Here is a 22524-nt window from a genome sequence, read left to right on the forward strand (position 1 = left end):
ATGACCGATCGTCTAGGGTCGAGACCAAAGGAAAGCCGGGGGAAATCGAGTGCAGAGATTCGACAGATACATGCTGTCGCAGCTCATGATCCTGTTCGGATTTTTCTCGCTGGTGCTGGTGATGGTCTATTGGGTGAACCGTGCGGTGAACCTCTTTGGCGACCTGATCGCCGACGGTCACACCGGCGGAATTTTTCTCGAGTTCACGCTGCTCAGCCTGCCCGCGGTGATCGCCATCGTGCTGCCAATCGCGGCCTTTGCCGCCGCCGTCTACGTCACCAACCGCGCCAGCAACGATTCGGAGCTTATCGTTGTGCAGGCCGCCGGCTTCTCGCCGTGGCGGCTTGCGCGCCCGGTGCTGGTGTTCGGGGTGATTATCGGTGCGATGATGGCGGTGCTGACCCATGCGCTGGTGCCGCTTTCCATCGCCCAACTGCGCGAACGCGAGGCCGAGATTTCGGGATCGGTTTCGGCCCGGCTGCTGCACGAAGGCACCTTCCTGCACCCCACCCGCGGCGTTACCTTCTACATCCGCGAGATCTCGCCCGAGGGGGAACTGCGCGACGTCTTTCTGTCGGACCGCCGTCAGGAGGGGCGCGAAGTGATCTATACCGCGCGCACCGCTTACATCCTGCGCGGCGACGGCGGCGATACCATGCTGACCATGGTCGAGGGTATCGCCGAGACCCTGCGCTTGGCAGACAACACGCTGTCGACCACCACCTTCACCGATCTGACCTACGACATTTCCGGCCTGATCACCCCCGACCGGCGGCCCGGTCGCCGCGCCCGGCAGATCGGCACGCTGGAGTTGCTGACTGACACCGAGGCGGTCGCCGAAGAGGTCAACGACTCGGTCGGCGAGGTGCTGGAAGAGGCCCATATGCGCTTCGAGCAGCCGCTGCTCTGCGTTGTTGCCGCGCTGATCGGCTATGCGGCGCTGATGACCGGCAGCTTCTCGCGCTTTGGTGTCACCCGACAGATCATCGGCGCAATCTTCCTGCTGGTGCTGATCAAGATCATCGAAAGCGCCGTCGCCACCCCGGTGCGCGGCAATGGCGCGCTCTGGCCGCTGATCTACCTGCCCAGTCTTACCGGCTTTGGCATCACCGGGCTGATGCTCTGGCGTGCCGCCCGCCCCCGTCGCCCCGGCGCCGCGCGGCGCCGTCAGGCCGCCTCCGGAGCCGCCGCATGATCCTGCATTTCTATTTCGCCCGCCGCTTCCTGAAGCTCTTTCTCGCGATCGGGCTGATCTTCGCGCTGTTTTTCTTCCTCGTCGATCTGGTCGAGCAACTGCGCAAGTTCGGCGAGGATCAGGGCTTTGGTCAGGTCGTCCATATTACCCTGCTGAAGCTGCCAGAGGGCGTCTACACCATCCTGCCGCTGGTGATGATCCTTGCCGCGATCTCGCTGTGCGTGTCGCTGGCGCGCAGCTCGGAACTGGTGGTCAGCCGTGCCGCGGGCCGCTCGGGGCTGGCCAGCCTGATGGGCCCGGCGGGCGTGGCGCTGGTGATCGGCGGCCTTGCCGTGGCCATGGTCAACCCGATCGTCGCCGCCACCTCGAAGCGCGCCGCCGACCTCGAACAGGAATGGGACAGCGACGGCGGTTCGGTGCTGTCGATCGGCGCAGAGGGTCTGTGGCTGCGTCAGGGCGATGCCAACGGCCAGACGGTGATCCGCGCCAGCCGCACCAACCCAGACGCCAGCGTGCTCTATGACGTAAGCTTCGTGTCATACGCGCCCGGCGGCGGGCCGGATCAGCGCATTGTCGCCGAGCGGGCCCGGCTCGAGGGCGGGGACTGGGTGCTGACCAATGCCAAGACATGGCCACTGCGCGGCGCGGTGAACCCCGAGGCCGCCGCGCTCAGCTACGACGAGATGCGCCTGCCGTCGAACCTTACCCAAGACGGCATCCGCGACCGCTTCGGCCAGCCCTCGGCGATCCCGATCTGGGAACTGCCCGCCTTCATCGACGGGCTGGAGGAGGCCGGTTTCTCGGCCCGGCGCCACATTGTTTGGCTGCAGTCGGAACTGGCGCAGCCGGTGTTTCTGGTGGCCATGGTGCTGGTCGCCGCGGGTTTCACCATGCGCCCGGCGCGGCTGGCCAATACCGGGCTTTCGGTGCTTGGCTCGGTGATGCTCGGCTTCGGGCTTTACTATGTCCGGAACTTCGCGCAGATCCTCGGCGAAAACGGGCAGCTGAACCCGCTGCTTGCCGCTTGGGTGCCGCCCGTCGCCGCCTTGCTGCTGGCGCTGGGTCTGGTGCTTCAGATGGAGGAAGGATGACCCCCCATACCCGCCTGCTTGCGGCGGCGCTGGCCCTCGGCCTGCCGCTGTGCGCGACCCTGCCAGAGCCGCTGCGCGCGCAGACCCCCCCACTGAGCACCGGCCAACCCAGCGCCGGTGAAGAGGCCGCGGCGCCCGCCCTTCTCGTGGCCGACAACGTCTATGTGCAAGGCGACAATCGACTGATCGCCGAAGGCAACGTCGAAGCGCTGCAGGACGGCACGCGGCTCACCGCCAACCGCATCGTCTACGACCAGCAGGCCGACAGCCTGCAAATCGACGGCCCGATCCGCATCACCGACGCTTCGGGCAACCTGATGCTGGCCGACAGCGCCGAGCTTGAAGAGGGCCTGCGCAACGGCATCCTGAGCGGCGCGCGCATGGTGATGGACGAGCAGTTGCAGCTTGCCGCGGTCGAAGCGCGCCGCGCCGAGGGCCGCTTCACCCAGCTCAGCCGCGTTGCGGTCACCTCCTGTCAGGTCTGCGGTCAGGAAGAAGTGCCGCTGTGGTCGATCCGCGCGCAGCGCGTCGTGCACGACGAGGAAGCCCGGCAGATCTACTTCGAGGGCGCACAGCTGCGCGTGCTCGACGTGCCGGTGTTCTGGGTGCCCAGCATGCGTCTGCCCGACCCGACGCTGGAGCGCACACGCGGCTTCCTGATCCCAACGGTGCGCAGTTCGACCCTGCTCGGCTTTGGGCTGAAACTGCCCTACTTCATCCCCATCGGAGATCATCAGGACGTCACGCTGACGCCCTATATCTCGCCGGTCACCAAGACGCTCGAAGCGCGCTACCGCCGCGCCTTCGCCCGCGGCGACGTCGAACTCAACGGCGCGCTCACCCGCGACACGCTGACCGATGACACCACCCGCGGCTATCTTTTTGCCGAGGGCAACTTCGGCCTGCGCAACGAATTTCAACTCGATTTCGACCTGAAGATGGTCAGCGACGAGGCCTACCTCAACGACTACGATTACGACGACTACGACCTCGACCGGCTCGACAGTTCGATCAAAGTCTCGCGCGCCCGCGCCGACGATCTGCTGCGCATCGGGCTGGTGCACTATCAGTCGCTGCGCGCCTCGGAGAAGGACGCCGAACTGCCGTCGTGGATCTTCGACACCACCTACGAGAAACGCTACTTCCCCGACCGCATCGGCGGCGAGCTGCGCCTCGGCACGGAACTGCACAGCCACTACCGCACGTCCAACGAGGACATCATCGGGCGCGACGTGGCGCGGCTGACCGCCGAAGCAAGCTGGCGCAGGCGCTGGACGCTGGCCGGCGGCATCCGCATGGGCTGGACCAACCACCTGTGGTTCGACCGCTACGACTACCGGCAGGACAGCAGCTCTGACAGCGACGTGTCGCGCGCCATGGCTGGCACCGCCGTCGAACTGCGCTGGCCGCTGATCCGTCACGGCGCCGATGGCGCCAGCACGCTGCTCGAGCCGGTCATGCAATACGGGCTGGTTGGCGGCACGCGGGTCGACATCGTTGCGGACGAAAGCACCCGCGTCGAGTTCGACGAGGGCAACCTGCTGGCGCTGTCGCGCTTCCCGGCCGCCGACCGGCGCGAACACGGGCAGACGCTGGCCACCGGCCTGCGCTGGCTGCACGAGGCGCCCGATGGCTGGCGCGCGGGGATGACCCTCGGCCGGGTCTGGCAAGACGAGGTGGACGAGGATTTCAGCCGCTCTTCGGGGCTCGACAGCCGGATGTCCGACTGGCTGGTCGCCGCGGGGTTCAGCAATGAGACCGGGCTGACGATCTCGGCGCGCGGCCTGATGGGCGGGATGACCGACTTCAACAAGGCCGAGGCGCGCGTCGATTGGTCCAATGCGCGGATCGATCTGGGCGCTTCGTACCTGCTGCTGGTGCAGGATCCCGACGAGGACCGGGACGAGACGCAGTCGGAATGGTCGCTCGATGGCAGCTACCGCTTCGCCCGCAACTGGACCACCTCGGCAGAATGGCGCTACGACCTTGCCGATCAACGGCTTGACCGCGCCGGTCTGGGCCTGCAATACCGCAATGAATGCGTCCAGGTGGATTTCTCGGCAACCCGCAAATACGCGTCGTCGAGCAACCTGGAACCGTCAACCGAATTCGGCCTTTCCGTCGCGCTGACAGGCTTCGGCACCGCGGACAGCGCCAAGGAGTATCGACGCACATGCAAGTGACCCCCGCACGTTTTCCGGCCCGCCTTCTTCGTTCCGTCGTCTGCGCGGTCGGTCTGGCGCTGGCCCCCGCCGCGCTGCCGGCGCAGGGCCTGTTCTCGCCCGCGATCACCGTCGATGAGATGGTCATCACCAACTACGAGATCCAGCAGCGCGCGCGGATGATCCAGGTGCTGAACTCCGGCCAGAACCCGCAGCAACTGGCGCGCGAGCAGTTGATCGACGACCGGCTGCGCCTGCAGGCCGCCACCGACGCCGGGATCGAGCCGAGCGAGGAAGAGATCAACGACGGCATGGCCGAGTTCGCGCAGCGCGGCAACCTCAGCCGCGAAGAGTTTGTCGCCCTGCTCGCCAGCAATGGCGTCGACGAAGAAACCTTCCGCCAGTTCGTCCGCGCGGGCTCGGCATGGCGCCGGCTGGTGCAGGCACGCTTTCAGGCGCGCGCGCAGGTCAGCGATGCCGAGGTCGACCGGGCGCTTTCGGGCACCGGCACCGGCTCCAACGTGCGCGTGCTGCTATCGGAGATCATTATTCCGATCCGCCCCGGCACCGAAGCGCAGGTGCAGAACCTCGCCGAACGCATCTCGGGCTACCGCTCGACGGCTGAGTTCTCTGCCGCCGCGCGCGAATATTCGGCCACCGCGACCCGTGGCGAAGGCGGCCGCCTGCCGTGGCAGGACCTCAACGAGCTGCCGCCGGTGCTGCGTCCGCTGGTGATCGGCCTGTCGCCGGGCGAGGTCACCGCGCCGATCCCGATCCAAGGCGCCGTGGCGCTGTTCCAGATGCGTCAGGTCGAAGAGAGCGGCTATTCCGAACCCGAGATCGCGTCGGTCGACTACGCCACCTACTACATGGCCGGGGGCCGCAGCGCCGAGACGCTGGCTCAGGCGCGTGTTCTGGCCAGCCAGATCGACCGCTGCGACGATCTCTATGGCATCGCCCAAGGCCAGCCCGCCGAGGTGCTGCAGCGCCACCAGCAGGCGCCGTCGGAGATCCCCACCGATATCGCCTATGAGCTGTCCAAGCTCGATCCCGGAGAGGTGTCGACGGCGCTCACCCGCTCAAATGGACAGACCCTGATGTTCCTGATGATGTGCGGCCGCACCCCCGAGGTCAGCGCCGACGCCGACCGCCAGCAGGTGACGCTCGGATTGCGCAACCAGCGCCTCAACCAGCTTGCCGAGGCCTATCTCGCGCAACTGCGCGCCAACGCCCGCATCGTCGAGAAATGAGCGTGCCCCGGCTGCCCGTCGCGCTTTCCTGCGGCGAGCCCTCGGGCATCGGACCGGAGCTTGCCGAGGCCGCGTGGAGCGCCCTCGGCGCGTCTCTGCCGTTCTTCTGGATCGGCGCACCGCAGCACCTGCCCGGCAGCGTGCCGCATGTGATCATCGACCACCCCGCCGAGGCCGCAGAGGCGTCCCGACGCGGCCTGCCCGTGCTGGCGCAGGAGATGCCCGGCCCGCGCGTGCCCGGCGCGCCGCAGGCGGCGCAGGCGGCGGGCGTCGTTGCGGCCATCGAACGCGGCGTGGCGCTGTGCCAGTCCGGCGAGGCGGCGGCGCTCTGCACGCTGCCTATCTCCAAGCAGGCGCTGGCCGAAGGCTGCGGTTTTGCCTTCCCCGGCCACACCGAGTTTCTTGCCCATCTCGGCGGCGTGCCAGAGGTCGTCATGATGCTGGCCTGCCCCGAGCTGAAGGTAGTGCCCGCCACCATCCATATCGCGCTAGAGGACGTGCCGCAGGCGCTGACCGAAGACCTGCTCGAAGCGCGGCTGCGGATCACCTACGCCGCCATGGCGGGCTTCGGCATCGCCCGACCGCGCATCGCCGTTTCGGGCCTCAACCCGCACGCTGGCGAAGGCGGGCGCATGGGGCGGCAGGAAATCGAGATGATCGCGCCGCTTCTGGAGCGCCTGCGGGCAGAGGGCATGGACCTGCTCGGCCCGCTGCCCGCCGACACCATGTTCCACGGTGCCGCCCGCGCCCGCTATGACGTGGCGGTGTGCATGTACCACGATCAGGCGCTGATCCCCGTAAAGACGCTGGGCTTCGACGAGGGCGTCAACGTCACGCTCGGCCTGCCCTTCGTGCGCACCTCGCCCGACCATGGCACCGCCTTCGACATCGCGGGCAAGGGGCTGGCGAACCCATCCTCGACACTGGCGGCCCTGCGCATGGCCGCCGAGCTTTCGGCTGGCACGGCGCGGGGGTAGAGGTATAGAGGGGCTCTGCCCCGTCCCACCGAGAGGAGGGGCTCTGCCCCTCGCCCTGCGGGCACACCCCGGAGTATTTAAGGAAAGATGAAAGCATGAGCGGGATTGACGGCCTTCCTCCGCTGCGCGAGGTGATCGCCACCCACCAGCTGAGCGCCAAGAAATCGCTCGGGCAGAATTTCCTGCTCGATCTCAACCTGACCGCCAAGATCGCGCGGGCGGCGGGCGATCTGTCGAACATGGACGTGCTGGAGATCGGCCCCGGCCCCGGCGGGCTGACCCGCGGGCTGCTCGCCGAAGGCGCGCGGCGGGTGCTGGCGGTGGAAAAGGACGCGCGCTGCCTGCCCGCGCTCGACGAGATCGTGCAGCACTACGATGGCCGGCTCGAGGTGATCAACGGCGACGCGCTGGAGATCGACCCGCTGGCAAAGCTGAGCCCGCCGATCGCGATCTGCGCCAACCTGCCCTACAACGTCGGCACCGAGTTGCTGGTGCGCTGGCTGACCCCGACCGACTGGCCGCCGTTCTGGTCGACCCTGACGCTGATGTTCCAGCGCGAGGTGGCCGAGCGCATCGTGGCGCAGCCGGGCACCAAGGCTTACGGGCGGCTGGCGCTGCTGGCGCAATGGCGCTGCGAGGCGCGCATCGTGCTCAGCCTGCCGCCCTCGGCCTTCACCCCGCCGCCAAAAGTGTCTTCGGCGGTGGTGCACCTCAAGGCCCTGCCAGAGCCGCGCTACCCCGCCGACGCCAAGACGCTGGAGCGGGTGGTCGCCATGGCCTTCAACCAGCGCCGCAAGATGCTGCGCGCCGCGCTCAAGGGTCTGGCGCCGGACATCGAGGACAAGCTGCTGGCGGCGGGCATCCAGCCCACAGACCGCGCCGAGCAGGTCTCGCTCGAGCAGTTCTGCGCGCTGGCGCGGGTGCTGAAGGGCTGAGCCACCGGCCGCGCGCGGGCCCGGTTCGCCGACGCCCATCCGAAAACGAAAAAGGCCGGGCATCATGCCCGGCCTTTCCTGTCTGAGACAAAGCGCGCTCAGTTCCCCGCGCGCTCGGCCTCGATCTCGCGCCATGCGGCGACGTTGCGGTTGTGCTCGGCCAGCGTCTCGGCGAAGGCATGGCCGCCCGTGCCGTCGGCCACGAAGTAGACGTACTCCGATTGCGCCGGGTTCAGCGCCGCCTCGATGCTGGCGCGACCCGGGTTGGCGATCGGGGTCGGCGGCAGGCCGTCGATGACATAGGTGTTGTAGGGCGTCTCGCCGCGCAACTCCGACTGCCGCAAGCCGCGGCCCAGCACACCCTCGCCATTGGTCAGCCCGTAGATCACCGTCGGGTCGGTCTGCAGGCGCATGCCGCGTTCGATGCGGTTGACGAAGACCGAGGCCACCATCGGACGCTCTTCGGCGACGCCGGTTTCCTTCTCGACGATCGATGCCATGATCAGCGCCTCTTCGGGGCTGTCATAGGGCAGGTCGTCGGCGCGGTTCTGCCACGCCTCGGCGAGAATCGCCTCCTGCGCCTGCGTCATCCGCGCGATAAGATCGGCACGGCTGTCGCCGGGGCTGATCTCGTAGCTGTCCGGCGCCAGCGATCCTTCGGCGGGACGTTCGGCGATCTCGCCTTCCAGCACGTCGATCTGGCCCAGTTCCTCGACCACCTTCCAGCTGGTCACGCCCTCGGCCAGCGCCACGCGGAAGCGCGTGCCGACCTCGGATTTGACCGCCTCATAGCCCTCGGGGCGCGGCGCGTCGCTGGCCGGATCGAACTCGATCCGCTCCACATAGCGACCGGTCTCGGGGTCAAGCTCGCGCACCTGCACCTCGGCGCTGTTCACGCCGACGCGGTAGACCACTTCGGTGCCGCAGGTCGAGGCGCCACCACGGGTGACGATCTCGGTGATCTGCGTCATCGAGGCGTGTTCCGGCACGAGATAGGACCCGGCCTTCAGCTGCGACGCCTTGTCGGTGTAATCGGCGCCGAGGCGGAAGATCACGTCGGAACTGATGGCGCCCTGCTCAACCAGGTCCTGCGACACGCGGTTGAAGTTGGAGCCGCGTTCGACCTGAAGGCACATCGGCTGCGCCAGCGGACCCTCGGCGCTGTACTCGTTCTGAGCCCAGAGCAGCAGCCCGCCAGCGAGAAACACCAGCACCACCAGAAAGGTCATCGCGTTGGAGGCGATGTTGCGCCACATGTTAGCTGACCTTCCCGAAGATCACGCTGGCGTTGGTGCCACCAAAGCCAAAGCTGTTGGACAGGGCATAATCGACCTTGCGCGCGCGCTTGGCGTTGGGGGCGAGATCGATGGGCGTCTCCACCGCCGGGTTGTCGAGGTTGATCGTCGGCGGTGCGACCTGATCGCGGATCGCGAGGATCGAGAAGATCGCCTCGATCGCGCCGGCAGCGCCAAGCAGGTGCCCTGTGGCCGATTTGGTCGACGACATGGTGACATTGCCCGCGTGATCGCCGAGCAGCTTCTCGACCGCGCCAAGCTCGATGGTGTCGGCCATGGTCGAGGTGCCGTGGGCGTTGATGTAGTCGATCTGGTTTGCCTCGAGGCCCGCCGACTTCAGCGCCGCGCCCATCGAGCGCAGGGCGCCGTCGCCATCTTCCGACGGGGCGGTGATGTGATAGGCGTCGCCTGACAGGCCGTAGCCGATCACCTCGGCGTAGATCTTCGCGCCGCGCGCCTTGGCGTGCTCGTACTCTTCCAGCACGACGATGCCCGCGCCCTCGCCCATGACAAAGCCGTCGCGATCGGCGTCATAGGGGCGGCTCGCCTTCTGAGGATCGTCCGCGCGCTTGGTGCTGAGCGCCTTGCAGGCGTTGAAACCGGCGATGCCGATCTTGCAGATCGCCGCCTCGGCGCCGCCCGCGACCATTACGTCGGCGTCGCCGTATTTGATCAGGCGCATCGCGTCGCCGATGGCGTGCGCGCCGGTCGAACAGGCGGTGACCACCGAGTGGTTCGGGCCGCGGAAGCCGTATTTGATCGACACCTGACCGGAGATCAGGTTGATCAGCGCGCCGGGCACAAAGAACGGCGACACGCGGCGCGGGCCCTTCTGCTCCATCATCACGGCGGTGTTGGCGATGGAGTTGAGACCACCGATGCCCGAGCCGATCAGAACGCCGGTACGCTCGAGGTCTTCTTTGTCTTCGGGCATCCAGCCGGAATCTTCCACCGCCTGCTGCGCCGCCGCCATGCCGAAGAGAATGAAGGTGTCGACCTTGCGCTGTTCTTTCGGCTCCATATAGGCGTCGGCGTTGAACGTGCCGTCCGACCCGTCGCCCAGCGGCACTTCGCACGCGTAGGTGGTGGTCAGGCCTTCGGTATCGAAGCCGGTGATCGGGCCAGCGCCCGACTTGCCGTCCAGAATACGCTCCCAGCTTTTTTCAACGCCATCCGCCAGCGGCGTGACAAGCCCCAGCCCGGTAACCACAACGCGACGCATTGCTCTGCCTCTCTCTCAAGTTTCTAACGTTGACGCCGCTCTTACCGCGCGGGCGGCGTATTCGGCAAGCATAACGGTTAATCTTGCCGCCCGCTCAGGCCCAATCTTGGCCAAGATCCGCGCGTGCCCGCTCGATCCAGTGCTCGCGCAGCCAGTCGCAGGGCTTGGAATGGCGGATCAGGCTGCCGTTGTAGCCCTCCAGCGCCTCGGACATCTTGGGGTGGCCGTGGAAACACACCACGCGGGCCTCGTCCGGCAGCCGCGGCGCGTGCAGCCAGTTGCCCGGGAACGGGTTGCAGTCGTACTTGAACGACACAACCCAAGGGTCTGGAATGTAAGTGAAAACCTCGTTATCCATCGCCTTATGAGAGGTGTAGCGCTGCTCGGACCCACGGGCCTTCTCGACCTCGGCGTAGGGGTTGGCCGCAAGGTCCTCATAGAGAAACATGTGCTGCGCCGGATCGAAGCGGAACACCGAGCCATGCCCGGTGGGCCGGCCCTTGCGCTTCTCGGTCCAGTCGTGGCGCATGGCGATGGTGCCGGGCGCGAGATCGTGAATTTCTCCCAGCGGCCCGGTGATCACGACGTCGAGATCAAAGCCCAGAACCGGGCCATCCAGATCGGGCACAAGCCCCGGGCGGAACAGCGAAACCTTGCGCATCGCGCCCTGCCGGTTGGCCACCGCCAGCGCAGCCGCCATCGGCTCGGCGAAGGGTTCGGTGGGCAGATCGATGATCTCGATGTCCGGATGCAGCCCCTCGGCGTGTTCGGTCATGCAAAAGAAGCGCACCGGGCGATCCATGTGCCGCCGCACACCGGAATACAGCCGGTTGACGTATTCCGGGCCGAAAGCCGTGCCCCATTTGATGCAGAAGATATTGGCGCGCATGCTGCTCTCCGAACGGTCTTTCCCGCGCTTTAGCTGAAGGCGCGGGAAAGTGCCAACCTTTCGGACAAAATCGCCGCGCGGCCCGCGGGCGCTAGTGCCCTTCCATCTTGTGGCGGATGCGGTGAATGCCCAGCCAGACCAGCACCACCACCGGCAGCACCGCAAGCGCGGTGAGCATGCCCTTCGAGATGCCGATGGCATCCGCCATCGGGTACAGAAGATAGCCCACCAGCGAGACCGCGTAGTAAGAAATCGCCACCACCGACAGCCCCTCGACCGTGGTCTGCAACTGCAGCTGCTGGTCCGCGCGCTTGTCCATGCTGGCCAGAATATCCTGGTTCTGGGCTGAGCGTTTGACCTCCACACTCGTCCGAAGAAGTTCGGCGGCGCGCATGGCGCGGGCGGACATGTCCGAAAGCTGCTTTTCACTGCTTTTCACCGTGCGCATGGCGGGATCGAAACGCCGCGCCATGAACTCGCGAAAGGTCTGCCGCCCCTCGAACCGCTCTTCGCGCAGCACCGCGATGCGCTGGCTTACCAGCGCCTCATAGGCCGCCGTTGCCGAAAGCCGGAAGGCGCTCTGCGCCGCCACCGTCTCAAGCTCTGACGACACCCGAAGCAGCGCGCGCAGCGTATCTTCCTCGGGCGTGTCGCCATGGGTCATTTCAGTGGAGAGGCGCGTCAGATCTTCGTCGATGCGAATGAGATCCGAGCGGATGGCGCTGACGCGGGTGAACCCGAGCATCGCCATGGTCTTGTAGACCTCGATCTCGCAGATCCGCTGCACCACGCGGCCCACCCGGCGCTCGCCCACGCCGGGGCTGACGAAGATGGCGAACCGCTGGTGCCCGGCCGGGTCGATGCGGAAGTCTCCGCCCACCACCAGCGCGTCGTCCAGCATCCGGCTCACCGCAACGCTGTCGGCGACGAACCAATCTGTGAACGCCGCGTTCATCTGGTCCGGATCGGCAGGACGCGGCGCGATGCGGATGCTCGCCGAGGTCATCCTGACGCCCGGCGCCTTGGCCAGCCAATCCTCGGGGAACACACCGAAATCGCGCGGATCGAAGGGCGTGTCCCCCAGCCCCGGCAGAAAGGCGGTGTAGGTGACGAACTCGGTGTGCAGTTCCCACTTGATCTCGGCCTTGCCGATCCGGCCCGAGTAATGCTTGGCGTCGGGCTGCGGGTGTGGCGCGCCATGCCGGTCGAGCAGGTCGATCAGATGCGCCAGATCGGCACCGCGATCGCGCGAGGCGGCATCATTTGGCCGCTTGATCGCCAGATAAATCGCCCGGCACGGTGCCTCGAGCGCCGGAAAAGGCCGGGCATGCAGCTCGTTGGCAAGCTGATAGCGCAGCGGATGGTCTTCGATGGGCGGCATTCATGTGGCTCCGTGCGTCTTTTTCCCGACAGTAGCCAGACACCGCGCGATGTAAAGAAATTACACCAGCAATTTCAGCATATTAGGTGAATACTTTTGTATACCGCGCGAAGCGGGAGCCCGGCCACAGGACCGCCGAAGCCCTTACTCAGCCAGCAATACGCACCAGATGGTTGTCCCAAGCCACATCGGCGCGGCGCAGCGGTTTCGGCGCGGCGCCGCGCACCTCGATCAGCCCGCCCAGCCCGTCGCTGGCAAGATAGCCGCCCGCATGCGTCGCCAGACCGCAGACATCGCTGCGCGACACCGCACCAAGGAAGTCGCCTGCGTCCGAGAAGCGATGGATACGCCCGCCGCGCGGCGAGGTGATGGCGATCTCACGCCCGCCGCCCGCAAAGGCGACGCTGCCCGCATAGCCGTTCATCGCCAGTTCATCACCCAGCGGCGCGCCGCAGAGCACCGGCACCGCGCCCCGCCGGTGAAGGCCCAGCAGCGGCGTCGCCGCCCCCGGCGCGCCCTGCCATTGCATGCAAAACCCCACCAGCCCGTCGTCGCGCAGCGCAAGATGGCGGATCGAGTTCTGATGCAGGTCTGCCTCAAGCTCCACCATCTCCAGCAGCGCGCCATCGAGGCCGACATAGGCAAGGTTCGGCGCCATCGTGTCGATGTTGAGCTTGGTGCGGTCCCATGCGTCGGTCTGGATGCCGCCATTGGCCACCACGAGGCTCTGCCCGTCCGGCATCAGCCGCAGCTCGTGCGGGCCCAAGCCATGCGTCGGAAAATCCGATACCCGCTTGTAGCCCACCTCGACGTCCCAGACGCCGATCCGCCCGGCGCTGCCCTCGGCCTGCTGTTCGGAGGTAAACAGCACCGTGCCATCGGCGGAAAACGCGCCGTGGCCGTTGAAGCTGTGGCCCTCGGGCGCGCTGAGCTCGTGCAGCACCTCGCCGGTGAGACAGTCGATGACCAGAGCGTAGGTGCCGGGACGACGGGCAAAGCCCACGGCCTCGGCGCGGCTGGGATGGGCGCAGGCGGCATGGCCGCGCGCGGGAAGCGGCACGCGAAAGGCCTCGGCCCCGTCTTCGCGCAGGCCGATCAGCGCAAAACTGCCATCTGCCTGTTTCGCGGCGGCCAGATAGGCCGGATCACCCACCGCCGCCCAGCCCGTGGCGGGCGCGGCCGAAACGGCCAGCAGGCTGGCGAGAAAGCTGCGGCGGGTGGTCATGGCCTCAGTCTCCGTCTGCGGAATTGAAGCCCGCGGCGATGCCCAGCGGCGCACCAAGCTCGGCCTCGATGGCATCCGACAGCGTCCGCACCTGCTGCTGCACGATCTCGACGCGCAGCCGCTCCGACGGATCATCCACCTGCTGGAAAGACGGGTCCTCGACCCTGCCCGCGACCTCGCGCAATTGCGCCATGGCGGCGTCGGTCACCGGCATCTCCCAATCGGCGAGCGCCTTGGCCAGATCATAGGCGCCTTCGGCGTCGCGCAGCACGTTGCGCAGGCTGCGCCCCGAGCGCCATGCCTCGGCGCGGGTCGGGCGCGGACGCTCAAACGTTCCAAGCGGGCGGCCAAGGCGGGTGTCGGCGGTGAACTCGAGCCCGGAGACCACCTGCGTGAACAGCGCGCGCATCGCCTCGTCGTCGGCAAGATACGTGGCGTTGCCCTCTTCGCCGGCGGTCAGCAGCACATCCGCGAAGCTCTCGCTCCAGCCGGTTTCCAGCGCCGCCGCCTGCCGCGCCAGATCGCGGGTGATGGTCTGCACCAGCGTGCAGGCGTAGCTGTCCTGCGCATAGCCGGAGAAGTCGTCGTCGTAGAACATGAACTCCAGCGCGTAGAGCCCCCGCACCGCGATCGAGGCCTCGGCAAAGGCCGTCGGATCGGTGCCCATCGGGTCTTCGGACGAGATGAAGCGCGACAGTGTCTTGGGGGTAAAGCCGCGGCTGTCGGGCCAGAAGGCCACCGGCAGCGCCCCGGTTTCCGACGGGCCGATGCGTATGTCAGCCACCGCGTTCCATTGATCGAAGGCATGGTTCCACGGATCGCGCAGCGCGTCGGCGGTGCAATCACGCTCTGCGGCCTCGGCCAGCGTGGCGGTGGCCACGGTAAAGTCAGCGTAGCTCGGCAGAACATGCTCGGAAAGCGCCCCGGGCACCCCGGCGTGGAGCGGCCCGTGCAGCGCGAGTGCGGCCAGCGCAGCGCAGAAGGTCAGGCGGTGTTTCATTCACAAACTCTCCAGATATCGGATCAGCGCCGCGCGGTCCGGCGGCGCCATCGAGACCACCCGCGCGCGCTGCGTATCGGCCTCGCCGCCATGCCAGAGGATCGCCTCCAGCAGACTGCGCGCCCGTCCGTCGTGCAAAAAGGTGGTGTGACCGCTCACCCGTTCGGTCAGGCCAATGCCCCAAAGCGGCGCGGTGCGCCACTCGCGCCCCGTAGCGCGGCCTTCGGGACGGTGGTCGGCCAGCCCCTCGCCCATGTCGTGCAGCAACATGTCCGAATAGGGCCAGATCAGCTGAAAACTCTGCTCGGGCTGGGCATCGAGCCGGTGGGTGACGAATTTCGGCGTGTGGCAGGCCGGGCAGCCGGTCTCGTAAAACACCTGCTTGCCGCGCAGCACCTGTGGGTCGTCGGTATCGCGCCGCGCAGGCACGGCAAGGTTGCGGCTGTAGAAGGTGACCAGATCAAGCGCCTGCGCGTCGGCCTCAAAGCCGTCGTGCGCCGCGCTGTCGCCACCGGGGGCGGCGCGGCAGTCGGTTTGCGCTTCGGTGCAATCGCCCCAGACATCGGGAAACAGCGGGGTCGAGATGCCGATATCATGCGCAAAGGCCGAGGCGGATTGCTCGCGCAGCGTCGCCATGCCCGCCTTGTGGCCGAAGCGGCCCAGCATCGGCGCATCGTATTCGCGCGACCAGACGATGGCCGGGCGGCCGGAGATACCGTCGCCATCGGCGTCCTCGGGATCGGCCAGCGCAAGGATGTCCTCCGCCGGGATCGCCTCAAGCAGACCAAGGCCGATCATCTGCGGCGCAACGCGCGGGCTGAGCATCGCGCCATCGGCCAAGGGGCCATAGGCAAGGTCTTCGGCAGCGTAGCTGGGCGCGCGCAGCGATGCGGTTTCGCCGCCCGACAGCGGCACCTCGATCTCGTCGTAGCTGACCGAGAACCGCGCCTCGGCGCCCTGCCCGACGGTGCCGAAATCCTGCAGCTGACCGCCATAGACCGGGTCCGGCTCGGTGGCGATCCACTCCTCGATCTGCGGCATCTCCGCTTCGGGCGAGGCTGGCACCGACACCCGCAGGAAGATCGAGACAGCGCCATCATTCGGGCCCTCTGGCGCGTGGCCCCGGCCGTCCTTCAGGTGGCAGTTCTGGCAGCCGCGCGCATTGTAAAGCGGGCCAAGCCCGTCCGAGGCCAGCGTCGACGAAGGCGAGGACACCCAGAGCTTGCGGAAAAGGCCGTTGCCGACCTTGAAGTCGAGCTCGCGGTCGAACTCCATGTTCCCCGAGGGCTGCGAAAAGGCATCGGCATTGCGGCGCGACCGCACGGTGGCGGCGCCGCCGGGCAGATCCTCGAACTGCTCGGGCGCGGTGAACTCCCGCGGCGGTGCCGTGACGGCGGCGATGCGCGCCGTTTCAGCCTCGGTGCGGGGAATGATGTTCAGATGCAGATCGCGCAGATCTGGCCCGGAGGCGGCACCGACGGCAGAGGATGCGCCGCCCCAGAGGGCGACGCAGAGCACGAGATCACTCGGCTTCATCCATCGGCATGGCGTTGATGACCGCATAGCGTTCGGCACCGACCCGGTCGTAGAGTTCCAGTTGCGTCTCGAGGAAGTCGATATGACCTTCTTCGTCGGTCATCAGTTCCTCAAACAGGTTCTTGCTGACGTAGTCGCCCACGGATTCGCAATGCTCGCGGGCTTCTTTGTAGAGCGCCCGTGCCTCATGCTCGGCTGCAAGATCGCATTCAAGCGTTTCTTTGGGGTCCTGACCAATGCGCAGCGGATCGAGCTTTTGCAGGTTCGGGTGACCGCCAAGGAAAATGATCCGGGTGATCAGCTTGTCGGCGTGGTGCATCTCTTCGATGCTTTCCTCACGGCTCTTCTTGGCCATGTGGCCAAGGCCCCAGTCTTCTTGCAGCCGGTAATGCAGCCAGTACTGGCTGACCGCCGTCAGTTCAGACCTGAGTGCCTTGTTGAGATACTCGATGACCTTCTCGTCGCCCTTCATGTGCCTCTTCCTGTGGTTGCGCGCGGCGCCGGAGGCCGCGCAGGTGCGTGGGGACCTCCAGATTGTCGTTCCCGCGCATGGTTTGCAAGAAGAGCGGCATGCAACCCCCGCAATCGGCTGCTTTTCCCAAGGCATGATAGATTTTGCCGGGGGTGATGATCGTCTGCGGGTCGGCTTGCCGCATCCAGTCGATCGCAGCGTGAATGTCGCGGTCGGAGATACCCATGCACTGGCAGACGATCATCGGTTCGGTCCTTCTTACTGGAAGACGGCGTTGGGGTTGTCGAGGCTGTCGGAGCCTTCGAACTCCATGTCCTCAAGCTCGAGCGCGGTGACGATACGCTCGATGGTGCGGGTCTGGTCGATGAGACCGTCGACGCCGCCCATGATCAGCGCCTCGCCCTTCTCGTTGCCGGCTTCGAGCATCTGGTCGTAGCTGAACCCACCCTCGGCAGCGGATTTGATCTCGCCAAGCGCCGCCATCGTGGCGTCAAGCTTGCTCTTCATCTCGGTGTCGAGATCGGCCGAGGTTTCGGCCACCAGATCGCTCAGCGACGGGCCGGAAACGGTGGAGCCGTCAACCCGTGTGTATTCGCCGAGATAGACGTTCTGGATGCCCTTGCCGTCGTAGAAATGCGAGTTGTGGGTGTTGTCCGAGAAGCAGTCGTGCTCTTCCTCGGGATCGTTGAGCATCAGGCCCAGACGCATCCGCTCGCCCGCCTGCTCGCCATAGGACAGCGAGCCCATGCCGGTCAGCATCATCACGATGCCCTGATCGGCGTTTTCGGAAACCGCCTCGCGCGCGGCGCCGCCCTCGGCCCAGTTCGCGGCCATTTCCTCAAGGTCCGAGACCAGCAGATCGGTCGCCGCTGTCAGGTAGTCCGCGCGGCGGTCGCAGTTGCCGCCGGTGCAGGCCTCGCCGGTGACGTAGTCGGTATAGGGGCGCTCGCCCGCACCATGATCGGTGCCGTTGAGGTCCTGTCCCCAGAGCAGAAACTCGATGGCGTGATAGCCGCGCGCCACGTTGGTCTCGATGCCGTCGGCCTCGTTCAGCGTGTCGGCGATCAGCTCGGGCGTGATGTCGGACGCGTCCACCTCGGTGCCAGCCAGTTCCAGAGTGGGGTTGGCGATCACGTTGGAGGCGGCAAAGGGGTTTTCGTCGGTGGCCCCGCCGTAGGTTTCGTCGACGTAGTCGATGAGACCCTCATCAAGCGGCCATGCGTTCACCTTGCCTTCCCAATCGTCGACGATCGGGTTGCCGAAGCGGAACACCTCGGTCTGCTGGTACGGGTCGCGGGCGGCAAGCCATGCCGTGCGGGCAGCGGCAAGCGTCTCTGCCGACGGGTCCGCCACGAGCGCCTCGACAGCCTCCTGCAGCGCCTTGGCGGTGGTCAGACTGTCCTCATATCCCGCCTGAGCGATGTCGGCGTAGGTATCGATCACTTCGGCCTTGTCGGTGGCGGCCAGCGCCGGTGCGGCAATGGTCAGGGCCAATACGGATGTGGTCAGGAACTTCATCTTGGTCTCTTCCCTCGTGGCTTGTTATCGTTGAGACGGCTGGCGGGGGTAGATCACTTGGTGAGGATCAGCTTGCCGGCCTTGGTGATGCGCAGCGTGTAAACCTGCCCATCCAACTCGATCTCTGCCAGATTGCCGGTGTCGGTCAGTTGACGTGCGTCGTGACGCGGGATGGCCGGTTGCGCGGCGTCGGCTTTGAACCTGTCGATCATCATTATCTCACTCCTCGTGCGGTGCGTGCGCTGTCCCCGTCGTGGGGTGTCTCAACCCGGTCCATGAGCGCCTCGAAGGCCGAGTCGATCGGCCAGAGACCGCAAAAAACCATGTCCAGAAGCTCTGCCCGCATGCCGCGTGCCGATGCCGGAGTGGCATGTCGCATGTCGCTGTTCATTTCGACGTTCTCGTCCCTGCGTTCCGGGTGTCGGCTCCCCCAAACGTTGCGTCGGGGTGGCTGGCTTGGGGTTAAAACTGAGCAAATGAATCGGATTTGTCAATCCGACAAATTCCGTCAGAATTCACAAACCCGCGCAACACCGTGCGGATTCCCGCCCTGTTCGCGTTGCGTTCGCCCGGCAGATGCGCGATCATTTGCGCAAAGGGGAGACAATGGCCGAATTCCGCTTCATTCACAGCTCGGACCTTCACTTGGGCCGGCGCTTCGCCGCCATGCCCGAAGAGATCCGCCCGCATCTCGCCGAGGCGCGGCACGGTGCCATCGCCCGGCTCGCCGAGGCTGCGCGCACCCATGGCGCGGCGCATGTGTTGCTGGCCGGCGATGTCTTCGACACCCCCACCCCCAGCCCACGCGTTCTGGTGCAGGCGCTGAACGCCATCGGCGCCGAAGACGCGCTGACATGGTGGGTGCTGCCCGGCAACCACGACAGCCTCGGCGCCGAGGCGCTCTGGGCCGAAGTGGCGGCGCGCGCCCCGGCGAATCTGCGCCTTCTGGCCAGCGCCGAGCCGGTGCAGATGGCCGAGGACGTCTGGCTGCTGCCCGCGCCGCTGCCGCGCAAGTTCCCCGGCTATGATCTGACCGCCTGGATGAGCGACGCCGCCACGCCCGACGGCGCGCTGCGCATCGGTCTTGCGCACGGCGCGGTGCGCAGCTTTGACGCGGAAGACGCACGTGTCGACGAGGTGATCCCGCCCGACCGCGCCGAAACCGCGCGGCTCGACTATCTCGCGCTTGGCGACTGGCACGGGCAGATGTCTCTGGGCGCGCGCACGTGGTACTCGGGCACGCCGGAGCGCGACGGCTTCCGCCACGCGGGCCGCGGCGCCTGTCTTGCGGTCACCCTGCCCGGCCCCGGCGCCGCGCCGCAGGTCGCGCCGGTCGAGACCGGCAGCTACCACTGGGCCGAACGCGCGCTGTCGCTGCTGCCCGGGCAGGACACCGCGCAGGCGCTTGCCGAAGCCATGCCCGAAGACCGCGCCGCACGCCGCGATCACCTGCTGCGCCTGCGGGCCGAGGGCCGCGTGACGCTGGCCGGTCGCGCCGCGCTCGAGGCTGCGGCGGCGCAGGCGGCACCGGATTTTGGCTATTTTGAACTCGACACCTCGGCGCTCGGCACCGAGCACCAACTGTCGGACCTCGATGCCATCGACCGCGCCGGGGCGCTGCGCCTCGCCGCCGAAAGACTGGCCGAGGCGGCGCAGGACGGCGACGCTGCAGCCCGCGACCGCGACGTCGCCAGCGCCGCGCTCAACCGCCTATACGGGCTGCTGCAGGAGGGCGAGGCATGAGGCTGCGCTCGGTCACCCTCTCGGACATCCGCCGGTTCTCACGTCCGGTCATCCTCGACGGCTTTGGCCCCGGCCTCAACGTGCTGGCCGCGCCCAACGAGGAAGGCAAGTCAACGCTCTTCGACGCGCTGCAGGCGCTGTTCTTCACCCCACACCGCAGCCGCGCCAAAGAGATCACCGCCCTGCGCCCGCATGCTGGCGGCGCGCCGGTGGTCTCGGCCGAGATCGAGGATGACGGCAAGCTCTACCGGCTGACCAAACGCTGGATGTCGCGCCCCATGGCCGAGGTGCACGACGGCACCCGGCTGATCGCCAAGGGCGAGGCCGCCGAAGAGTGGATTGCCGCGCTCACCGCAGCGCCCGAACAAGGCGGCCCGGCGGGCCTGCTCTGGGTGCGACAGGGGCTGGTGGCGCTCGATCAGGGCGAGAAGCGCGAACAAGATCATGCCCACAAGGCCCGGCGCGACCTTCTGGCCTCGGTCGCCGGCGAGGTCGAGGCGCTGACCGGCGGGCGCCGGATGGATCGCGCACTTGCCGCCGCCGAGACCGCACTGGCCGAACTGGTCACCGCCTCGGGCAAGTCCAAGGCTGGCGGGCCGCTGAAGGCGGCAGAGGACGAACTCACCGAACTGAGCGCCCGGCGCGACGACCTCGCGGGCACCGCGCAGGCTCTGGAACGGGCCATCGAAGACCGCCGCCGCGTCCGCGCCGAACTGGCCGATCTGCAGGACCCCGAGGCGCAGACCGCGCGCGAAGCCCGGCTGGCCGAAACCCGCGAGGCCGCCGAAGCCGCCCGCGCCTTCGCCGAGCGCCAACGCCGTGCCGCCGAGCAGGTGGCCGCGCAGCAGGCCCGGCGAGATGGCGCCGTGGAAAAGGCCGCCGCCCTCATCCGCAGCCGCACCGCCGCGCAGCAGGCCGAGCGCCGCCTCGCCGAACGCCGGGATGAAGAGACCACCTGCACCGGCGCCGCGCAGCAGGCCAAGCAGAAGCTCGACAGCGCCCGCGCCGCCCGCGAGGCCGCCCGAACCGCGTTGCAAACCGCGCAAAAGGATCAGGCCGCCGCACAGGAGGCCACGCAGCAGGCCAAGGCCAAGGCCGACCGCGCCGCGCTCGAAAAGCGCCTCACCGAAGCGCGGGCGCTGGCCAAGGTCGAGACCGAGGCACTCGCCGCCGCGCGCAAGGGGCCGGACGAGCGGCAGATCGAAGCGCTGGATCACGCCGCCTCGGAACTGCGCGTGCAGCAGGAACTGCACGCCCGCAGCGCGCCGCATCTGCGGCTCGACTACGCGCCCGGCGCGGCCGCACTCAAAATGGGCGGCACACCGCTCGTGGATGGCGAAGAGCGCCCGCTGCACGGCCCGGCAACGCTCGATCTTCCGGGCATCGGCACGCTGCATCTGTCTCCGGGCGCGGCGCAGCAGGATGACGCGCTGGCGCAGGCGCAGGACGCCTACGCGGCGGCGCTAAGCGCCACGGGCTGCGACACCGCCGAGGCCGCCCGCGCCGGCGCCCGCGCCCGCCGCAAGGCCGAGGCGACGTTGCAGGAAACCCGCGCCCAGCTGCGCGGGGTCGCGCCGGACGGGCTGCGCGCGCTGGAAAACGCCCTCGCCGCCCTGCCCGCCCCGCGCGAGATCACCAAAGCGCCCGACCCCGAGGTCGCCGCCGACGCGCTGCGCAAGGCCGAAGCGGCGCTGACCGCGGCGGAGAGCGCGCTGGAAACCGCGCGCAGCGCCGACGAGCAGGCGCGTTTGGCCGAGGTCCGCGCCCTCACCGCCCGCGAAGGCGCCGAAACCCGGCTGACCGAGGCGCGCGACGCGCTGCCCGAGGACCCGGAGGCCGCCGCGCAGGCACTGGCCGAGGCGCAGTCAGAGGCCGAAACCGCGCTGGCGCAGGCCCGTGCCACTGCCGAGGCGCTGCAGGGCGAGGCGCCCGATTTGGAAACCGCAGAGGCGGCGCTCGCCCGCGCGCAAACCGTGCTCGAGCAAGCGGCCATGCGGCAGCGCGAACTGGCCGAGCGCAAGGCCGCGCTGGACACCGAGATCAGCCTGCGCGCCGGCGAAGGTGTCGAAGAGGAACTGGCTGCCACCGAAGAAGAACTGGCCCGCGCACAGGAGCGGGTCGCGCGCTACGCCTTTGAACGCGACACGCTGCAACTGCTGAAAGAGACGCTGGAGACCGCGCGTTCCGAGGCCCGCGAGCATTACTTCGAGCCGGTCACCCGCGAATTGGCGCCGCTGCTGCGGCTGCTCTGGCCCGAAGCGGAACTGGTGTTCGACGAGGACAGCGCCCTGCCCCGCGGCCTTGCCCGCGACGGCATGGAAGAGCCGATGGACGTGCTGTCGGGCGGCACCCGTGAACAGATCGCGCTGCTGGTCCGGCTGGCCTTTGCGCGGTTGCTGGCGCGCAGCGGGCGGCACGCGCCGGTGATCCTCGATGATGCGCTGGTCTATACCGACGATGCGCGGATCGAGCGGATGTTCGACGCGCTGCACCGGCAGGCGGGCGATCTGCAGATCCTCGTGCTCACCTGCCGCCAGCGGGCATTCCGCGATCTGGGCGGGCAGATGCTGCGCTATGCGCCCGGCGAGTTGCCGGAAGAAGCGCGCTAGGCACGGCCTATGCCGGGGCCCATT

The 22524-nt window shown here is 67.7% G+C and carries 19 protein-coding genes; 8 read left to right on the forward strand and 11 right to left on the reverse strand.

Annotated elements, in window-relative coordinates:
- Window positions 1–70 precede the first annotated feature (70 nt).
- The 6 genes from lptF to rsmA all read left to right on the forward strand — a co-directional run bounded on the left by lptF (window position 71) and on the right by rsmA (window position 7610).
- Window positions 71–1195, forward strand: coding sequence for an LPS export ABC transporter permease LptF (gene lptF / locus ACXAJT_RS02330; RefSeq protein WP_475232569.1), 1125 nt, complete (start codon window positions 71–73; stop codon window positions 1193–1195).
- A complete protein-coding gene (gene lptG, locus ACXAJT_RS02335; protein ID WP_475232571.1) occupies window positions 1192–2286 on the forward strand; it encodes an LPS export ABC transporter permease LptG in 1095 nt (364 codons plus the stop codon). Before lptF ends, lptG begins: the two co-directional genes overlap by 4 nt.
- Complete coding sequence (locus ACXAJT_RS02340) at window positions 2283–4469, forward strand: LPS-assembly protein LptD (RefSeq protein WP_475232573.1); 2187 nt, start codon at window positions 2283–2285, stop codon at window positions 4467–4469. Before lptG ends, ACXAJT_RS02340 begins: the two co-directional genes overlap by 4 nt.
- The gene (locus ACXAJT_RS02345; RefSeq protein WP_475232574.1) at window positions 4460–5698 is read left to right on the forward strand and encodes a peptidylprolyl isomerase; all 1239 of its coding nucleotides are present in this window, start codon (window positions 4460–4462) and stop codon (window positions 5696–5698) included. Before ACXAJT_RS02340 ends, ACXAJT_RS02345 begins: the two co-directional genes overlap by 10 nt.
- Window positions 5695–6675 (forward strand): 4-hydroxythreonine-4-phosphate dehydrogenase PdxA, encoded by a 981-nt coding sequence (gene pdxA, locus ACXAJT_RS02350; RefSeq protein ID WP_475232576.1) that lies wholly within the window; start codon window positions 5695–5697, stop codon window positions 6673–6675. The genes ACXAJT_RS02345 and pdxA overlap by 4 nt, the downstream gene beginning before the upstream one ends.
- Before the next feature lie 95 nt (window positions 6676–6770).
- Window positions 6771–7610 (forward strand): 16S rRNA (adenine(1518)-N(6)/adenine(1519)-N(6))-dimethyltransferase RsmA, encoded by an 840-nt coding sequence (gene rsmA / locus ACXAJT_RS02355; RefSeq protein WP_475232578.1) that lies wholly within the window; start codon window positions 6771–6773, stop codon window positions 7608–7610.
- A 98-nt stretch (window positions 7611–7708) separates the two neighbouring features.
- Here the strand turns inward: rsmA and mltG are convergent, their stop codons facing one another.
- From mltG to hemP, 11 genes are all read right to left on the reverse strand, one after another.
- Window positions 7709–8866: an endolytic transglycosylase MltG gene (mltG, locus tag ACXAJT_RS02360; protein WP_475232580.1), complete on the reverse strand. Its 1158-nt coding sequence runs from the start codon at window positions 8864–8866 to the stop codon at window positions 7709–7711.
- 1 nt (window position 8867) lies between these two features.
- Complete coding sequence (gene fabF / locus ACXAJT_RS02365) at window positions 8868–10127, reverse strand: beta-ketoacyl-ACP synthase II (protein ID WP_475232582.1); 1260 nt, start codon at window positions 10125–10127, stop codon at window positions 8868–8870.
- Between the two features lie 94 nt (window positions 10128–10221).
- Entirely contained in the window at window positions 10222–11016 is a 795-nt protein-coding gene (locus ACXAJT_RS02370) for a glycosyl transferase (protein ID WP_475232584.1), read from the reverse strand.
- Between the two features lie 91 nt (window positions 11017–11107).
- Window positions 11108–12397, reverse strand: a complete 1290-nt coding sequence (locus ACXAJT_RS02375) for a DUF3422 family protein (RefSeq protein ID WP_475232586.1) — start codon at window positions 12395–12397, stop codon at window positions 11108–11110.
- A gap of 148 nt (window positions 12398–12545) precedes the next feature.
- Entirely contained in the window at window positions 12546–13622 is a 1077-nt protein-coding gene (locus tag ACXAJT_RS02380; protein ID WP_475232588.1) for a DUF1513 domain-containing protein, read from the reverse strand.
- A gap of 4 nt (window positions 13623–13626) precedes the next feature.
- Window positions 13627–14622: an imelysin family protein gene (locus ACXAJT_RS02385; RefSeq protein WP_475232590.1), complete on the reverse strand. Its 996-nt coding sequence runs from the start codon at window positions 14620–14622 to the stop codon at window positions 13627–13629.
- A complete protein-coding gene (locus ACXAJT_RS02390) occupies window positions 14623–16158 on the reverse strand; it encodes a di-heme oxidoreductase family protein (RefSeq protein ID WP_475232592.1) in 1536 nt (511 codons plus the stop codon).
- Complete coding sequence (gene bfr / locus ACXAJT_RS02395) at window positions 16145–16630, reverse strand: bacterioferritin (protein ID WP_475232594.1); 486 nt, start codon at window positions 16628–16630, stop codon at window positions 16145–16147. Before bfr ends, ACXAJT_RS02390 begins: the two co-directional genes overlap by 14 nt.
- Window positions 16578–16874 (reverse strand): (2Fe-2S)-binding protein, encoded by a 297-nt coding sequence (locus ACXAJT_RS02400; protein WP_475232596.1) that lies wholly within the window; start codon window positions 16872–16874, stop codon window positions 16578–16580. The genes bfr and ACXAJT_RS02400 overlap by 53 nt, the downstream gene beginning before the upstream one ends.
- A gap of 14 nt (window positions 16875–16888) precedes the next feature.
- Entirely contained in the window at window positions 16889–18148 is a 1260-nt protein-coding gene (locus tag ACXAJT_RS02405; protein ID WP_475232598.1) for an imelysin family protein, read from the reverse strand.
- A gap of 53 nt (window positions 18149–18201) precedes the next feature.
- Window positions 18202–18363: a hemin uptake protein HemP gene (gene hemP / locus ACXAJT_RS02410; RefSeq protein WP_475232600.1), complete on the reverse strand. Its 162-nt coding sequence runs from the start codon at window positions 18361–18363 to the stop codon at window positions 18202–18204.
- Window positions 18364–18754: 391 nt separating this feature from the next.
- Here hemP and ACXAJT_RS02415 point away from each other — a divergent pair, with 391 nt between their 5' ends.
- Window positions 18755–19891, forward strand: a complete 1137-nt coding sequence (locus ACXAJT_RS02415; protein WP_475232602.1) for a metallophosphoesterase family protein — start codon at window positions 18755–18757, stop codon at window positions 19889–19891.
- Window positions 19888–22500, forward strand: a complete 2613-nt coding sequence (locus tag ACXAJT_RS02420) for an AAA family ATPase (RefSeq protein ID WP_475232604.1) — start codon at window positions 19888–19890, stop codon at window positions 22498–22500. The genes ACXAJT_RS02415 and ACXAJT_RS02420 overlap by 4 nt, the downstream gene beginning before the upstream one ends.
- Window positions 22501–22524 lie beyond the last annotated feature (24 nt).

This window comes from Salipiger sp. ABF4_146 (assembly GCF_056161345.1).

Coding starts and splice junctions, on each gene's coding strand:
- ACXAJT_RS02385 (WP_475232590.1), bottom strand. CDS start 14,622: ATGAAACACCGCCTGACCTTCTGCGCTGCGCTGGCCGCACTCGCGCTG.
- lptF (WP_475232569.1), top strand. CDS start 71: ATGCTGTCGCAGCTCATGATCCTGTTCGGATTTTTCTCGCTGGTGCTG.
- ACXAJT_RS02345 (WP_475232574.1), top strand. CDS start 4,460: ATGCAAGTGACCCCCGCACGTTTTCCGGCCCGCCTTCTTCGTTCCGTC.
- ACXAJT_RS02415 (WP_475232602.1), top strand. CDS start 18,755: ATGGCCGAATTCCGCTTCATTCACAGCTCGGACCTTCACTTGGGCCGG.
- ACXAJT_RS02420 (WP_475232604.1), top strand. CDS start 19,888: ATGAGGCTGCGCTCGGTCACCCTCTCGGACATCCGCCGGTTCTCACGT.
- pdxA (WP_475232576.1), top strand. CDS start 5,695: ATGAGCGTGCCCCGGCTGCCCGTCGCGCTTTCCTGCGGCGAGCCCTCG.
- ACXAJT_RS02400 (WP_475232596.1), bottom strand. CDS start 16,874: ATGATCGTCTGCCAGTGCATGGGTATCTCCGACCGCGACATTCACGCT.
- ACXAJT_RS02390 (WP_475232592.1), bottom strand. CDS start 16,158: ATGAAGCCGAGTGATCTCGTGCTCTGCGTCGCCCTCTGGGGCGGCGCA.
- lptG (WP_475232571.1), top strand. CDS start 1,192: ATGATCCTGCATTTCTATTTCGCCCGCCGCTTCCTGAAGCTCTTTCTC.
- hemP (WP_475232600.1), bottom strand. CDS start 18,363: ATGATGATCGACAGGTTCAAAGCCGACGCCGCGCAACCGGCCATCCCG.
- ACXAJT_RS02370 (WP_475232584.1), bottom strand. CDS start 11,016: ATGCGCGCCAATATCTTCTGCATCAAATGGGGCACGGCTTTCGGCCCG.
- ACXAJT_RS02340 (WP_475232573.1), top strand. CDS start 2,283: ATGACCCCCCATACCCGCCTGCTTGCGGCGGCGCTGGCCCTCGGCCTG.
- mltG (WP_475232580.1), bottom strand. CDS start 8,866: ATGTGGCGCAACATCGCCTCCAACGCGATGACCTTTCTGGTGGTGCTG.
- ACXAJT_RS02375 (WP_475232586.1), bottom strand. CDS start 12,397: ATGCCGCCCATCGAAGACCATCCGCTGCGCTATCAGCTTGCCAACGAG.
- rsmA (WP_475232578.1), top strand. CDS start 6,771: ATGAGCGGGATTGACGGCCTTCCTCCGCTGCGCGAGGTGATCGCCACC.
- ACXAJT_RS02380 (WP_475232588.1), bottom strand. CDS start 13,622: ATGACCACCCGCCGCAGCTTTCTCGCCAGCCTGCTGGCCGTTTCGGCC.
- bfr (WP_475232594.1), bottom strand. CDS start 16,630: ATGAAGGGCGACGAGAAGGTCATCGAGTATCTCAACAAGGCACTCAGG.
- ACXAJT_RS02405 (WP_475232598.1), bottom strand. CDS start 18,148: ATGAAGTTCCTGACCACATCCGTATTGGCCCTGACCATTGCCGCACCG.
- fabF (WP_475232582.1), bottom strand. CDS start 10,127: ATGCGTCGCGTTGTGGTTACCGGGCTGGGGCTTGTCACGCCGCTGGCG.